15 protein-coding genes are annotated in these 12110 nt (G+C 66.6%); 6 read left to right on the top strand and 9 right to left on the bottom strand.

The window, feature by feature from the left end; translation table 11 throughout:
• Positions 1-125: 125 nt before the first annotated feature.
• Positions 126-434, bottom strand: a complete 309-nt coding sequence (locus ACIQ2E_RS07370; protein WP_010303520.1) for a hypothetical protein — start codon at positions 432-434, stop codon at positions 126-128.
• A gap of 197 nt (positions 435-631) precedes the next feature.
• Here ACIQ2E_RS07370 and ACIQ2E_RS07365 point away from each other — a divergent pair, with 197 nt between their 5' ends.
• Positions 632-1405, top strand: coding sequence for a malate transporter (locus ACIQ2E_RS07365; RefSeq protein WP_398328315.1), 774 nt, complete (start codon positions 632-634; stop codon positions 1403-1405).
• Here the strand turns inward: ACIQ2E_RS07365 and gap are convergent.
• From gap to ACIQ2E_RS07345, 4 genes are all read right to left on the bottom strand, one after another.
• Positions 1384-2385 carry a type I glyceraldehyde-3-phosphate dehydrogenase gene (gap, locus tag ACIQ2E_RS07360; RefSeq protein WP_398328312.1) on the bottom strand — a complete coding sequence of 334 codons (1002 nt, stop codon included), beginning with the start codon at positions 2383-2385 and terminating at the stop codon, positions 1384-1386. The two genes, ACIQ2E_RS07365 and gap, sit on opposite strands and share 22 nt — an antisense overlap.
• A 55-nt stretch (positions 2386-2440) precedes the next feature.
• Positions 2441-2800 carry a hypothetical protein gene (locus ACIQ2E_RS07355; protein WP_398328309.1) on the bottom strand — a complete coding sequence of 120 codons (360 nt, stop codon included), beginning with the start codon at positions 2798-2800 and terminating at the stop codon, positions 2441-2443.
• Between the two features lie 6 nt (positions 2801-2806).
• A complete protein-coding gene (locus tag ACIQ2E_RS07350; RefSeq protein ID WP_296442561.1) occupies positions 2807-3367 on the bottom strand; it encodes a hypothetical protein in 561 nt (186 codons plus the stop codon).
• 69 nt (positions 3368-3436) lie between these two features.
• Positions 3437-4111 carry a TMEM165/GDT1 family protein gene (locus ACIQ2E_RS07345; protein WP_398328305.1) on the bottom strand — a complete coding sequence of 225 codons (675 nt, stop codon included), beginning with the start codon at positions 4109-4111 and terminating at the stop codon, positions 3437-3439.
• Between the two features lie 83 nt (positions 4112-4194).
• Between ACIQ2E_RS07345 and ACIQ2E_RS07340 the strand changes: the two genes are divergently transcribed.
• Genes ACIQ2E_RS07340 through ACIQ2E_RS07330 form a run of 3 tightly spaced genes read left to right on the top strand, consistent with a single transcriptional unit; the run spans position 4195 to position 6808 of the window.
• Positions 4195-5304: an iron-containing alcohol dehydrogenase family protein gene (locus ACIQ2E_RS07340; protein ID WP_398328321.1), complete on the top strand. Its 1110-nt coding sequence runs from the start codon at positions 4195-4197 to the stop codon at positions 5302-5304.
• Positions 5305-5310: 6 nt separating this feature from the next.
• A complete protein-coding gene (locus tag ACIQ2E_RS07335; protein WP_398328302.1) occupies positions 5311-6192 on the top strand; it encodes an alpha/beta fold hydrolase in 882 nt (293 codons plus the stop codon).
• On the top strand, positions 6185-6808 hold the full coding sequence (locus tag ACIQ2E_RS07330; protein ID WP_398328299.1) for a DUF2993 domain-containing protein: 624 nt from the start codon (positions 6185-6187) through the stop codon (positions 6806-6808). The genes ACIQ2E_RS07335 and ACIQ2E_RS07330 overlap by 8 nt, the downstream gene beginning before the upstream one ends.
• Positions 6809-6815: 7 nt before the next feature.
• On the opposite strand, the gene ACIQ2E_RS07325 is transcribed toward ACIQ2E_RS07330, so the two are convergent.
• The 3 genes from ACIQ2E_RS07325 to ACIQ2E_RS07315 are packed head-to-tail and all read right to left on the bottom strand — an operon-like array spanning position 6816 to position 9739.
• Positions 6816-7724 (bottom strand): phosphatidate cytidylyltransferase, encoded by a 909-nt coding sequence (locus ACIQ2E_RS07325; RefSeq protein WP_398328296.1) that lies wholly within the window; start codon positions 7722-7724, stop codon positions 6816-6818.
• Positions 7721-8335: a precorrin-6Y C5,15-methyltransferase subunit CbiT gene (cbiT, locus tag ACIQ2E_RS07320; RefSeq protein ID WP_398328293.1), complete on the bottom strand. Its 615-nt coding sequence runs from the start codon at positions 8333-8335 to the stop codon at positions 7721-7723. Before cbiT ends, ACIQ2E_RS07325 begins: the two co-directional genes overlap by 4 nt.
• Before the next feature lie 6 nt (positions 8336-8341).
• The gene (locus ACIQ2E_RS07315; RefSeq protein WP_398328290.1) at positions 8342-9739 is read right to left on the bottom strand and encodes an aminotransferase class I/II-fold pyridoxal phosphate-dependent enzyme; all 1398 of its coding nucleotides are present in this window, start codon (positions 9737-9739) and stop codon (positions 8342-8344) included.
• A 51-nt stretch (positions 9740-9790) separates the two neighbouring features.
• Between ACIQ2E_RS07315 and ACIQ2E_RS07310 the strand changes: the two genes are divergently transcribed.
• A complete protein-coding gene (locus tag ACIQ2E_RS07310; RefSeq protein WP_398328287.1) occupies positions 9791-11467 on the top strand; it encodes an ABC1 kinase family protein in 1677 nt (558 codons plus the stop codon).
• Between the two features lie 26 nt (positions 11468-11493).
• On the top strand, positions 11494-11961 hold the full coding sequence (locus ACIQ2E_RS07305; protein WP_296365052.1) for a hypothetical protein: 468 nt from the start codon (positions 11494-11496) through the stop codon (positions 11959-11961).
• A 3-nt stretch (positions 11962-11964) separates the two neighbouring features.
• Here the strand turns inward: ACIQ2E_RS07305 and ACIQ2E_RS07300 are convergent, their stop codons facing one another.
• A complete protein-coding gene (locus tag ACIQ2E_RS07300; RefSeq protein ID WP_398328318.1) occupies positions 11965-12090 on the bottom strand; it encodes a hypothetical protein in 126 nt (41 codons plus the stop codon).
• Positions 12091-12110 lie beyond the last annotated feature (20 nt).

The following is a 12110-nucleotide window of genomic DNA, read 5'->3' as shown; positions in this document are numbered from 1 at the left end:
CAGCTCAGAGCGGCGTCTCAGCCGCTCACTGAACCTACAACACCGATTGATCGGGTCTTCGGTTCGCCGCTGCAGGTCTTTCGACTCGCGAGCGGCTCCAAAAATTACCAGAGCGCCGAACCGGGTCAAGCCTCGGCATCGTCCTCGCCGGGATCAAGCGCCATCTCGAGGCTGGACAGCAACAGAGCTAGAGCCGCACCGCGGCTCAGATCCGGCCCGCACACTTGATCCAGCCACTGGCTGGCCAGGCTCTCGAGCTCCGAGAACAGGCCCTGGCCAGCCAACAGGCGTTGCATCACCTGATCCACCTGCGCTTCATCCAGCGCCGGCAACGGGCCCACCACGTAGCGGCGCCCGTCGTCGCCGATGTAGGTGAGGTTGCCTTCGGCGTCGAACACCGGCACGGCATGGGGGGTGATCGGCTGATCCTCCATCGCAGCGCCCGTAGCTGCTTCAGCGTTAGCGCTGCCAGCGGCCGACGGCAACGGCTGGCAGGGTGAAGGGATGCTGCAGCTCCTACTCGAACTGGCGCCTTGTCTGCTGTGCGGCATGGCATTGGGGCGCGTGTGGCCCTCAACTACCCCAGCGCCTGGCAGTACATCTGCTGCGCTGGGGGGTTCCGATCAGCCTCGTGGGTCTACTGCTCAAGGGAGGCGTTCACAGCGGCAACCTGCAGGCGGCCCTGTTCAGCCTGGTGCTCACAGGAGGTGGCTTGCTGATCACGCAACGCGCCTACAGCCAACGCCTGCTGCCGCGGCGCAGCCTGCAACTCGGTGCCATGGTGGGCAACACGGCCTATTTCGGCCTTCCAGAAGCGCTGGCACTCCTGCCGCCGGAAGCCCTCAGCTTCAGCATCACCTACGACCTCGTGGGCACCCTGGTGACCTGGAGCCTGGGCCCGTTGCTGCTCACCGGCGAGCGGGCACGGCCCTTGCAGCTGCTGCAACAGCTGTTGCGAACACCGGTGGTTCAAGCCCTGCTGGTGGCGTTGCCGCTGCTGCTGTCCCCGTGGCGCACGCCGATCGCCACGGCGCTGTGGTGGCCGGCTCGGCTGGTGCTTTGGCTGATGTTGTTGTTGGTGGGCATGCGGCTTGGCCTCCTGGTTGGCCAGCGGATCGCAGCTAAAGGCCTGCGGCCCGCGCTGCTGATCAAGTTGTTGGGCCTTCCGCTTTTCACGCTTCTGGTCACGCAATCGCTGGGTTGGGCGCCACTGCTGCGCGATGCCCTGGTGCTGCAAGCCGCAGCACCCACGGCGATGTCGGTGCTGTTGCTGGCCGAAGCCAGCCCACCAAAAAGCCGGGAGTCTCTCCCGGCTGCGCAACTGGTGCTGTGGAGCACGCTGCTCTCGCTGATCAGCGTGCCCCTCTGGGCCTGGCTACTGGCTCAGGCCACCGTGGCCATGTGACGCATCAGATCGATGCACTTGCAGCTGTAGCCCCACTCGTTGTCGTACCAGGACACAAGCTTCATGAAGGTGTCGGTGAGGGCGATACCGGCCCCGGCATCGAACACGGAGGTGCAGCTCTCCCCGAGGAAGTCGTTGGAGACCACATCGTCTTCGGTGTAGCCGAGTATTCCGGCCAGCTCCCCTTCCGAGGCAGCCTTCATGGCGGCCTTCACCTGCTCATAGGTGGCGGACTTGGCCAGGTTCACGGTGAGGTCCACCACCGACACATCGGGCGTGGGCACGCGGAAGGCCATGCCGGTGAGCTTGCCGTTGAGCTCAGGGATCACCCGGCCCACGGCCTTAGCGGCACCGGTGGAGCTGGGGATGATGTTCTGGCCTGCGCCGCGGCCGCCGCGCCAATCCTTCACCGAGGGGCCATCGACCGTTTTCTGCGTGGCGGTGGTGGCATGCACGGTGGTCATCAGACCATTCACGATGCCGAAGTTGTCGTGCAGCACCTTGGCCATCGGGGCCAGGCAGTTGGTGGTGCAGCTGGCGTTGGAGACGATCTCCTGGCCGGCGTAGCTCTTGTGGTTCACGCCCATCACAAAGATGGGGGTGTCGTCTTTGGATGGGGCGCTCATCACCACGCGCTTGGCGCCAGCGTTGATGTGGGCGCGGGCTGCGTCATCGGTGAGGAAGAAGCCGGTGCTCTCGAGCACATAATCGGCACCCACGGCTCCCCAGTTGAGGTTGTTGGGATCGCGCTCAGCGGTGATGCGAATGGCCTTGCCATTCACCACCAGCTGGCCGTTCTCCACACGCACATCACCCTGGAAGCGCCCATGGGTGGAGTCGTAGCGGAGCATGTAGGAGAGATACTCCACATCAATCAGATCGTTGATGCCCACGACCTCCACATCCGGAAGGCTCACGGCACGGCGGAAGGCCAGACGACCGATCCGGCCGAAGCCGTTAATACCGACGCGGATGCCCATCGGAGAACTCCCTGACTGAATGCAAACAATCAAGGGTCACCATACGGGCCGGGGTTCAGGCGGGAAGCGCTCCATCACGATCCGAGCGAAAGCTCAGCTCCAGATCCGGGAGCGCCATGGCCGCCAGCTGCAACATCTGGGCAAACACCACCCGGGTCTGCTGAGCTCCCTGCCCCATGGGCTCCCGGCTCATCAACACCAGCTCCAGCACAGGGCCCTCCGCCTTCGACTGCACATCGGCAAACAACTGCATCCGCAGCTGTTCCTGTCCGCCGCGCAGCAGCGCGCTCAAGTGGGCCGTGGTGCGGTGGTCAACCTCGGCCTGGAGGCCCTGCAGCAAGGGTTCGAGCGCATCGATCAAGGCAGCTGGCGTGGTGGCTGAGCGGGGTTTGAGCACGGTGAGAAAACGCGCCATCGCTGCTCAGCCCTCCTTCTGGCCAGCTTCGAACTGATCGCTGAGCAGGCGGCGCTGGTATTCGGCCGCCAGGGCATTGAGATGGGCCTCGGCCGCCTCAACCATCTCCTCATCGATTTGATCAAAGGCGCGTCCTTCAGGAACGGCCATGCCCAGCACCAACGCCAGGGCATCGAACAAACGCACCTGATCGTTCTGCCAGGCCTGGTAATCGCCTGCCAGATCGGCCAGGTCTTGTTCTTCCAGCTCGCCCCGCTCCAGATCGGTGCGCAGGTTCTGGATCTGACCAAGCCGCGCGGAGGTCACAAGAGCATGGGCGGCTGCCAAGGCAGCGAGGGCGTCACAGGCTTCGCGCTTCAGCACCGTGAGGTCGCGATTGCGAACCGCCTTTTCAATCGACAGCGGTGGTCGCACTCCCGGCAACTGGCTCATCTGAGCGGGCTGCCGCGGTTCGGGAGGCAGGCTGATGCGGGCCGGTGCCGGCGGCAGCGGCTGCGGCGGCCTGAGCGCAGCGCCCCAGCGCATGAGGGTATCGGCCAGTCGCGTGCGCCATCCCCGCCTCGCCATCAGCTGCTCACGCCACTGCACTCAATCTGACGCCAAACCGGCCCCGCAGGCAGAGGGAAAGCCGAAGCATCAGCGGCCGGCCACCGAACCAAGCGCCTGCAACAACGACACCAGACCAAACGCCACGAACAAGCCCCCACTGAGGCGATAGAGCAATTGTTCATTCACGCGGCCGCCGATCCACTTGCCAGCCCCCACCGCCAACCAGGTGACCAGGGCATGCCCCGCCAGCGTGCCGGCCAGCAATCCCGCAAAACTGAACACCTGCGCCGGGGCCGTGGCCAGCAGGATCGTGGCGAACTGGGTGCGATCCCCCAATTCCGCCACAAACACCAAGGCAAAGGCTTCCCAGATCACAGCCCAGGGGCCTGATTGCTTCTTGGCCTGCTCGGCAGCATTCACCGCCTCCTCGGCCTCCTCGGCCTCCTCCTTGGCGGCGCCGGCATCAAGCCCCTGGGCATCCACCAGAAGCTTCAGGCCAAAGCCGAGGAACAGCACCGCCGCGATCCACGGCACCAGGCTCTGTGGCAACAACTCCCTCAGGCCGTAGCCAACCCCAAGCGATAACAGGGTGACGGCCGCCAAAGCCGCGAACGCGCCAATGAACACCAAGCGGGCGCTGTAACGCACTGCCAGGATCAAGGCCATAAAGAAGGTCTTGTCGCCCAGTTCCGCCAGGGTGATGGCTGTGAGGCTGGAGCCAAAAGCCGCCAGGCCCGGATCGGAAGGGAGAGGGGGTGCCATGCCTGATCGCAGGGACAGCGAAGCGGCTGCCTCGTCACTTCTACAGTGGATCCTTGGCAATCGGGCTGATCGTGGGCATCACCATGCAGCAACACGCAATCGCTCCAGCGGTTGTTCTGCGAGGTGAAGGGGCCTGGCAGGAAGCGCTGCCCGCGCTGGAGACCTTGAGCCGCCGTCCACTCCTGCTGGGCCGCTCCGAGACGACCCGAGCGGTGCGGGAGCAGCTGGCCACCGATCTCGGTCGGCGTCATCTGGCGGTGACCAGGGCCGACCTCGAGCACGACTGCTGCGAGAGCGATTTGGCACGGATCAGTGAAATCATGAATAGCAGTGGTTGTGATGCCGTGGTGGCCGCTGGCGGCGGCAAGGTGCTTGATGCCGGCAAGTTGCTGGCCCACCGCCACGGCCTGGCCTGCATCACCGTGCCCACCAGCGCAGCCACCTGCGCCGGCTGGACTGCTCTCGCCAACATCTACTCAGCAGAGGGGGCCTTCGAAGGCGACGTGGCCCTGGATCGTTGTCCGGATCTGCTGGTGTTCGACCATGCCCTGGTGCGGCAGGCACCGCCGCGCACCCTGGCCAGCGGCATCGCTGATGCCATGGCCAAGTGGTACGAAGCCTCCGTGAGCAGCGGTGCCAGCAGTGATGGCCTGGTGCAGCAGGCCGTGCAGATGGCTCGGGTGCTGCGCGATCAACTGCTGCTGGAGGCCAAAGACGCCATGAGCCAACCCGGTGGTGAGGCGTGGACTCGGGTGGCCGAGGCCTGTGGCCTCACGGCCGGGCTGATCGGAGGGATCGGCGGCGCCCGCTGCCGCACCGTGGCGGCCCATGCGGTGCACAACGGCCTGACCCAGCTCCACGCGAGCCACGGTCATCTCCATGGCGAGAAAGTGGGGTTCGGCATCCTGGTGCAGTTGCGCCTTGAAGAAGTGATCGGCGGCAACCGGCTAGCCGGCCAGGCACGGCGGCAATTGCTCCGCTTCTTCCAGGAGCTGGGAGTGCCCGTGAGCCTCGACGAGCTCGGCCTCCAGCAGGCCAGCCTCAGCGCCCTGCAGGAGGTGGCGGCCTTTGCCTGCCGGCCGGAGTCGGATCTGCACCACCTTCCCTTTGCGGTGCAGCCCAGTGATGTGCTCGCGGCCTTGGTGAGCACCACCACCAGCAGCGAAGCCCAGCTGCAGGCCAGTCAGGCCTGATCTGTGATGACACCAGCACCTTCCTCCTCCGGCCAGGAGCTTCTGGCCCGGGCCGCTGATCGCCTGCTGGATCCCGATGGGCGCACCCTGGCCGCCGCCGTGCAGTGGTGGACCCTGCCGGATCTCCCCGGTGGCCCATGGCCCGTGGCCGTGGTTGGCGAAGGTCCGCCTGTGCTGGCGCTGCATGGATTCGACAGCTCCCATCTGGAATTCAGGCGGCTGGCACCGTTGCTGGCTCCAACCCATCAACTGTTCATCCCGGACCTGTTCGGCTTTGGCTTCTGCCCAAGGCCGCTCGATGCCCCATACGGGCCTGCGGCCGTGCTCGACCACCTCGAGCAGGTGCTGAAGCAGGTGATCCGCCGTAGCGGGGCTGAGCAGGTGGGCTTGATCGGCGCTTCGATGGGCGGATCTGTGGCCGTGGAGCTGGCACGCCGCTGCCCCGACCAGATCGAGCGCTTGCTGCTTCTGGCACCGGCGGGTCTCACCGGGCGACCGATGCCGGTGCCGCCACTGCTCGATCAGCTAGGGGCCCGTTTCCTCGGGTTGCCGGCGATCCGTCGCGGGCTCTGCCGCTCGGCCTTTGCCATGCCGGATCGGGATGTAGGACCGGCAGAACTGGAAATCGCCTCGCTGCACCTGGCCTGCCCCAACTGGGCCGGAGCACTGGGGGCCTTCGCCCGCAGCGGAGGCTTCGCGGGCTGCGGCGATCCCTTGCCCGCTCAACCGCTGCAGGTGCTCTGGGGCCAGAACGACCGCATCCTGCGGGCGCCTCAGAAACGCGCCGCCCAGGCTCTGTTAGGAGAACGCATCACCGAGCTGGAGTGTTGCGGGCATCTGCCCCACATCGACCAGCCCGCCACCGTGGCTCGCATCTGGCATGGCTGACGACGCGCTGACCCAACGCTCCAGCCCCGTGCTGCAACTGCTGGCCAGCGGCCTGCAGTTTTGGATTCGCCAACAGTGCGAGGCGGTGGAGAACCTGGAGCTGCAGCTGCATGGCTCCAGCCTGGGACTGCTGCGCGGCCGTTTGGATGGGGTGAGCCTGGTAGCTCGCCGCGTGGTGTTCAGCTCGCTCGAGATCGAGCGCGTGGAGCTGCGCAGCGACGCGATCGAGATCCAGGTGGGCAATCTGCTGCGGGGCCGGGCGGTGCAGCTCGATCACCCCTTCAGCATCGAGGGCACCGTGGCCTTCTCGGCCGGTGGGCTGGGCCGCTCCCTCTGCACGCCGCACTGGCGGCCGTTGGGCGACCAGCTGGTAGATGGCCTGCTGGGCCTCACCCCGCTGCAGAGCGTGAGCATCGAGCGCGACAGGCTGGTGCTGCAATCCCAGGAGCATCGCTGCGAAACCATCCCCCGCGCCGTGGATGGCCATCTGGAGCTCTGCGGCGACGAAGGCAGCCCCTGCGTGGCCCTGCCGGCCGATCCCAACATCACGATCGAGGAAGCCAACCTCGAAGGGGGTCTTCTGCAGCTGCAGGGCCGGGCACGGGTGTCGCCCTGATCTGCGCTCAGCGAATCAGGGGCAGCAGGAGGGTGACCACCGTGAAAAACACCGCCGGGGTGAACAGGTAGCTGTCGATCCGATCGAGGATCCCGCCGTGACCGGGCAGCAGATCCCCGGAATCCTTCACCCCGGCATCGCGTTTCATCATCGATTCGGTGAGGTCGCCCACCAGGGCGAACAGCGCCACCACAACCCCCAACAGCGCACCCACGGCCCAGCCCCAGTTCCAGCCGAGCACTTCGGCGAAGGTCCCGCCCAGCAAGGCCGCACACCCCACACCTCCCAAGGCTCCCTCGATCGTTTTGCCAGGCGAGATCGGTGACAGGGGCCGGCGGCCATAACGGCGGCCGATCACGTAGGAGCCGATGTCAGTGGCAACGATCAGGAAGCAGGCCATCAGCATCAGCACCATGCCGGAGCTGAGGTGGGGCCAGGCCTCGGTGAGACCACTCAAGCGGGGCGCCAGGGCGGGATCGGTGAGATCGCGCAGGCGGATCCAGTAACTGGGCAGAAAGCCCAGATAAAACAAGGCAAAGATCGACGAGGCGATATCGGCGATGCTGCCGGTGAGCGGCTGCAGCAGCAGCCAGCCGCAGATCGCAGCACCGGAGAGCGGCAGCACAGCCGCTGCCAGATCAGCCGAAAAACCGAGGGCCTGAGCATCGCCGCCATGGGCCCATTGAGTGGTGATCAACAGCAACTGCACCAGCACCAGGGTGGTTTTGCTGGCGGGGCGGATGCCCTTGAAGCGCGCCAGCCGGAAATACTCCAGCAGCCCCAGGTGCACCATCACACCCAGCGCCAGAGTGAACCACCAGCCCCCCAGCACCACCACCACAAACCCAAACGCCCCAACGGCGTAACCGCTGAGCAAACGCTGGGACGAGGTGCGCGTGCGGGGAGACGGAATCAAGGGCGTTCAGCGGCGATCAGGAACAGCGGTTCGGCCGCCGCCAGCCTGGCCTGGCTGCCGCGGCGCTGCATGCGATGCACCGTGGCCTGCACCACCTGAAGATCCCTGGCCTCCAGGCGGCTGAGGGTGTCGGTGGCATCCACCAACCCCTCGAGGCTGGCAGTGCTGATCACCAAGCGCCCCGCCGGCACCAGGGCTTCCCACACGAGATCGAGCACCTGCCGAAGGGGCCGCCCCACCTCCAGGAGCACGCGATCGGGATGGGGCGGCAGCTGGGCCAGCCCTTCGGGAGCATCTCCGGCATGGATGTGCAGGTTGGCGGCGCCGAAGCGCTGGACGTTGCGCTTGAGCAACTCGATCGCTTCCGGATCGCGCTCGAGCGTGTGCACCTGCCCGGAGGGCATCAGCCGGGCAATTTCCAGGGCGAGGGCGCCAGTGCCGCCTCCCACATCCCACACCAGCGAATCCGACCGGGGCCGCAGGTGGGCCAACAGCATCACCCGCAGCTCCAGCGGTGTGGGGCTGAAGCCCGGTGCATCAGCGAAGGCGGCATCGGGCAGCCCAGGCGTCACGAAGTCCCACTGGAAGGGGCCATCGCCTGGGGCTCCCATCGGCTCTCAATCGGCCACAACGCTCACCGTATCAGCGATCTGGCCGGGCCACAGCCGTTGTTGCTGCACCAGCCACGCCGCACGATCGGCATCGATGCGCTCACCGGGAATCAGCAGGGGGATCCCAGGGGGATAGGGGCAGAGCGGTTCGGCGGCGAGGCGCCCGCTGGCCTCTGCAAGGGGCAGGCGCTCCTGCGCTGCTCGCCAGGCCTTGTCGAGCGGCAGAGCAGGCTCAGCCAAAGGCGGGATGGGGGGCGCTGAAAACAAAGCCATGGGATCGCCCCCCAGCGCCCGCCGCAACTGATCCAGGCGCCGAGGCAAGAGCTGCAGCACCCGCCGCGGTGGCGCCAGCCCCAGGCAAGCCGTGAGGCAGCCAGGCTCCGGCAGCTCCGCGATCACGCCCCGCTCCATCAGCCAGGCGTCGGCCTCCAAGCCATTGATCCCCATAGCGGCGGTGTGAATGCACAGGCGCAGGGGATCAGCGGTGGCCAGTAGGGGCACGCCGATCCGCTCCAACCGCTCACGCAACTCCAAGCCGATCGTGACGGCCCGGCTCAACTGACGACGACCAGCGGCGCCATGCAGGTGGGCGAGCGAGGCCTCCGCCGAGGCAAGCAGCAGGGCACTGGGGCTGGAGGTCTGCAGCCAGAGCAGCGCCCGCTCAATGGCCTGGCTGCGGTGCTCATCCACCCCAGCCCCTTGCAGCAGCACGGCGCTCTGGGCAAGCCCGCCCGCCGCCTTCTGCAACGACTGCACCACCAGATCGGCACCACTGGCCAAACCCGATGGCGGCAGGCGGGGATCCAGGCCTAGATGAGCGCCATGGGCTTCATCGAGCAGCACCGGCAGCCCGTGTTGATGGGCCAGGGCCACCAGGACTGGCAGTTCAGCAGCCAGCCCCTGATAGCTGGGCGACACCAGCACCACCGCCGCCAGCGGCCCTGCCGCCAGAGCCATACGGAGGTGCTTCTCGAAGCTCGCCGGTGTGGGAGGCAACCACAGCCCTGTCGCCGGATCGAACGGCAGATCGAACAGCACCGGGCGCAACTGGCCCAGCAGGCAGCCATGCAAGAGCGAGCGGTGCAGGTTGCGGGGCAAGAGCACCCGATCGCCGGGTTGCGCCAAGGCCAGCAAGCCCACCTGCAGCAGACCGCTGGCACCATTGACGCCGAACCAGCAGCGCTGCGCCCCCAGCAGATCCGCGGCCGCCGCCTGCGCTTCGGCCACGGCCCCCTCGGCCTCGAGCGGGCCACCGATCTCTGGCAATTCCGGTAGATCCCAGCGGCCAGGCGACTGCTGCAAAAGGCGGCGCAGCCCGGGTGCCAGGGCGCGGCCGCGGCCATGGGCCGGAAGGTGCAGGGGCAACGGCGGGGGAACGGCCAGCAGGCGCTCCAACAGAGCCATGGCCCCTCAGGCGATCTTCTTAGAGTTTGCCGATCTCATGACGCGCCACCTGTGTTGAGCAGCCCCGCCCATCGCTACGACCCGGGGGCTGATCTGCGCTGGCTGCTGCTTCGCCCGTGGCTCTTGATCAGCCGGCTGGTGGTGCTGCTCAGCCAGCTGCTGGGGCTGGCGTTGGTGTTGGCGGTGCAGAGCGGCAGCCGCGACCCGAAGGTGCAGCAGCGGCTGGGCAAGCGGATCTTCACCACGCTCACCAACCTGGGGCCCTGCTTCATCAAGCTCGGCCAGGCCCTCTCCACCCGGCCTGATCTGGTGCGGCGCGATTGGCTGGATGAACTCACGAAGCTGCAGGACAACCTGCCTGCCTTCCCCCACGCCATTGCTCTGCAGACGATCGAGGAGGAGCTCGGTGCTCCGGTGGAGCAACTGTTTGAGGAATTCCCCGACCACCCGGTGGCCGCCGCCAGCCTCGGCCAGGTGTACCGGGCCAAACCCGTGGGGGGCTCATGGGTGGCGGTGAAGGTGCAGCGCCCGCGGCTCACCCAGCAATTGCGCCGCGACATGGTGCTGATCCGGCTGATGGGGGTGGTCGCCGCACCGCTGCTGCCGCTCAACCTGGGCTTCGGCCTCGGCGAAATCATCGACGAATTCGGCCGCTCGCTCTTTGAAGAGATCGACTATCGGCGGGAAGCCGACAACGCAGAACGCTTCGGGCGCCTGTTTGCCAGCAACCCGGCGGTGATCGTGCCGCGGGTTGACCGCAGCCTGTCGGCTCAGCGGGTGATCACCACCACCTGGATCAACGGCACCAAGCTGCAGCAGCGCCAGGAGCTGGAAGCCCAGCGCCTCGATCCGGCCTCACTGATCCGCACCGGCGTGATTTCAGGCCTGCAGCAATTGCTGGAGTTCGGCTACTTCCATGCCGATCCCCACCCCGGGAATCTCTTTGCCCTGCCAGGCAAAACCGGCGCCCTGGGCCATCTGGCCTATGTGGACTTCGGAATGATGGATTCGATCAGCGACAGCGACCGGCTCACCCTCACCGGGGCCGTTGTGCACCTGATCAATCGCGACTTCGCCTCACTGGCCAAGGATTTCGTGGATCTGGGCTTCCTCAACCCCAACACCGATCTCACTCCGATCGTGCCCGCATTGGAAGAAGTGCTCGGCGGTGCCCTGGGCGACAACGTGGGTTCCTTCAACTTCAAGGCGATCACCGATCGCTTCTCGGAGCTGATGTATGCCTATCCCTTCCGCGTGCCGGCTCGTTTCGCCCTGATCATTCGGGCGGTGGTGAGCCAGGAGGGCCTGGCCCTACGGCTCGATCCCGGCTTCCGCATCATCCGCGTGGCCTATCCCTATGTGGCCAAGCGCCTGCTGGCGGGCGACACCGCCGAAATGCGCGAGAAGCTGCTGGAGGTGCTGTTCGATAGCCAAGGCCGCCTGCAGCTGCAGCGGCTGGAGAGCCTGCTTGCTGTAGTGGAGAACGATGAAAGCGCCGTGGGGGCCGAACTGCTGCCGGTGGCCGGCGCCGGGCTGAAGCTGCTCCTGGGGCAGGAAGGCCGCAGCATCCGCGAACGCTTGCTGCTCACGTTGGTGCGCGACGACCGCCTCAATACCGAGGATCTGCGCGGTCTGCTGGAGCTGCTGGGTCGCACCTTCGCTCCCCAACGCCTGGTGCGTCGCCTCCGCGATCAGCTGTTCACCCGCCTCAATCCCCTGGCCGCTTAGGGTCGGCGCCACCTGAATGCACCGCGATGTCTCTGGCCCCGATCAACCTGAGCGAAGCCGCCCAGGACCTGGCCAGCGGCGACTACGGCGACCTGGATGCCCAGGAGATCCTGCTCGAGTTCGCTCCCTACCTCCAGCCGCCTTACGTGCTGGCGGGTGTAGGCCTGGCGATGGGCGTGCTCTGCGGCCTCACCTTCGCCCGCTTGGTGCAAGACAAGTTGAACGGCTGGAAGCAAGACCGCCTGGCGCTGCTGCCCCTGGGCTGCTTCGAGACCAATCTCAGCTACACCGGCATCGTGCTGGGAATCACCCTGTTCATCGGTGGCAGCCTGCAGGTGTTCGGCTTTGCGGCCGGTGCAGCGTTGCTGGTGGCGCTGCTGTTGTCGCTGGCCACAGCCGGGGCTCTGTGGGTCCAGCTGGAGCGGCTGATGCTGCAGGTGGAGAACGGCACCTTCAGCGCCGTGGACTTCGACAACTTCGATCAGTTCTTTTAAGGCTCAGGCCGCCAGGTAGGCGCCCATCTGCTGCGAGAGCCGGCGCATCTCGTCGTGGGCCCGGCGCTCCAGGCTCCTGGCGCGGTCACGGCTCATCTCCAATTCGCGAGCGATGGAGCTGAGGCTCATCGGCTCCTCAAAGCCGATGC

The sequence above is a fragment of the Vulcanococcus sp. genome, from assembly GCF_044369115.1.
GTDB lineage: Bacteria > Cyanobacteriota > Cyanobacteriia > PCC-6307 > Cyanobiaceae > Vulcanococcus.
Note: the sequence above shows the minus strand (reverse complement) of the source record. Positions and strands in the feature narration are given on the sequence as shown.

Bases quoted from the DNA above. Each gene is read 5' to 3' on its own strand.
- ACIQ2E_RS07370 (WP_010303520.1), bottom strand. From the start codon at position 434: ATGGAGGATCAGCCGATCACCCCCCATGCCGTGCCGGTGTTCGACGCC.
- gap (WP_398328312.1), bottom strand. From the start codon at position 2,385: ATGGGCATCCGCGTCGGTATTAACGGCTTCGGCCGGATCGGTCGTCTG.
- ACIQ2E_RS07355 (WP_398328309.1), bottom strand. From the start codon at position 2,800: ATGGCGCGTTTTCTCACCGTGCTCAAACCCCGCTCAGCCACCACGCCA.
- ACIQ2E_RS07350 (WP_296442561.1), bottom strand. From the start codon at position 3,367: ATGGCGAGGCGGGGATGGCGCACGCGACTGGCCGATACCCTCATGCGC.
- ACIQ2E_RS07345 (WP_398328305.1), bottom strand. From the start codon at position 4,111: ATGGCACCCCCTCTCCCTTCCGATCCGGGCCTGGCGGCTTTTGGCTCC.
- ACIQ2E_RS07340 (WP_398328321.1), top strand. From the start codon at position 4,195: ATGCAGCAACACGCAATCGCTCCAGCGGTTGTTCTGCGAGGTGAAGGG.
- ACIQ2E_RS07335 (WP_398328302.1), top strand. From the start codon at position 5,311: ATGACACCAGCACCTTCCTCCTCCGGCCAGGAGCTTCTGGCCCGGGCC.
- ACIQ2E_RS07330 (WP_398328299.1), top strand. From the start codon at position 6,185: ATGGCTGACGACGCGCTGACCCAACGCTCCAGCCCCGTGCTGCAACTG.
- cbiT (WP_398328293.1), bottom strand. From the start codon at position 8,335: ATGGGAGCCCCAGGCGATGGCCCCTTCCAGTGGGACTTCGTGACGCCT.
- ACIQ2E_RS07315 (WP_398328290.1), bottom strand. From the start codon at position 9,739: ATGGCTCTGTTGGAGCGCCTGCTGGCCGTTCCCCCGCCGTTGCCCCTG.
- ACIQ2E_RS07305 (WP_296365052.1), top strand. From the start codon at position 11,494: ATGTCTCTGGCCCCGATCAACCTGAGCGAAGCCGCCCAGGACCTGGCC.
- ACIQ2E_RS07300 (WP_398328318.1), bottom strand. From the start codon at position 12,090: ATGAGCCTCAGCTCCATCGCTCGCGAATTGGAGATGAGCCGTGACCGC.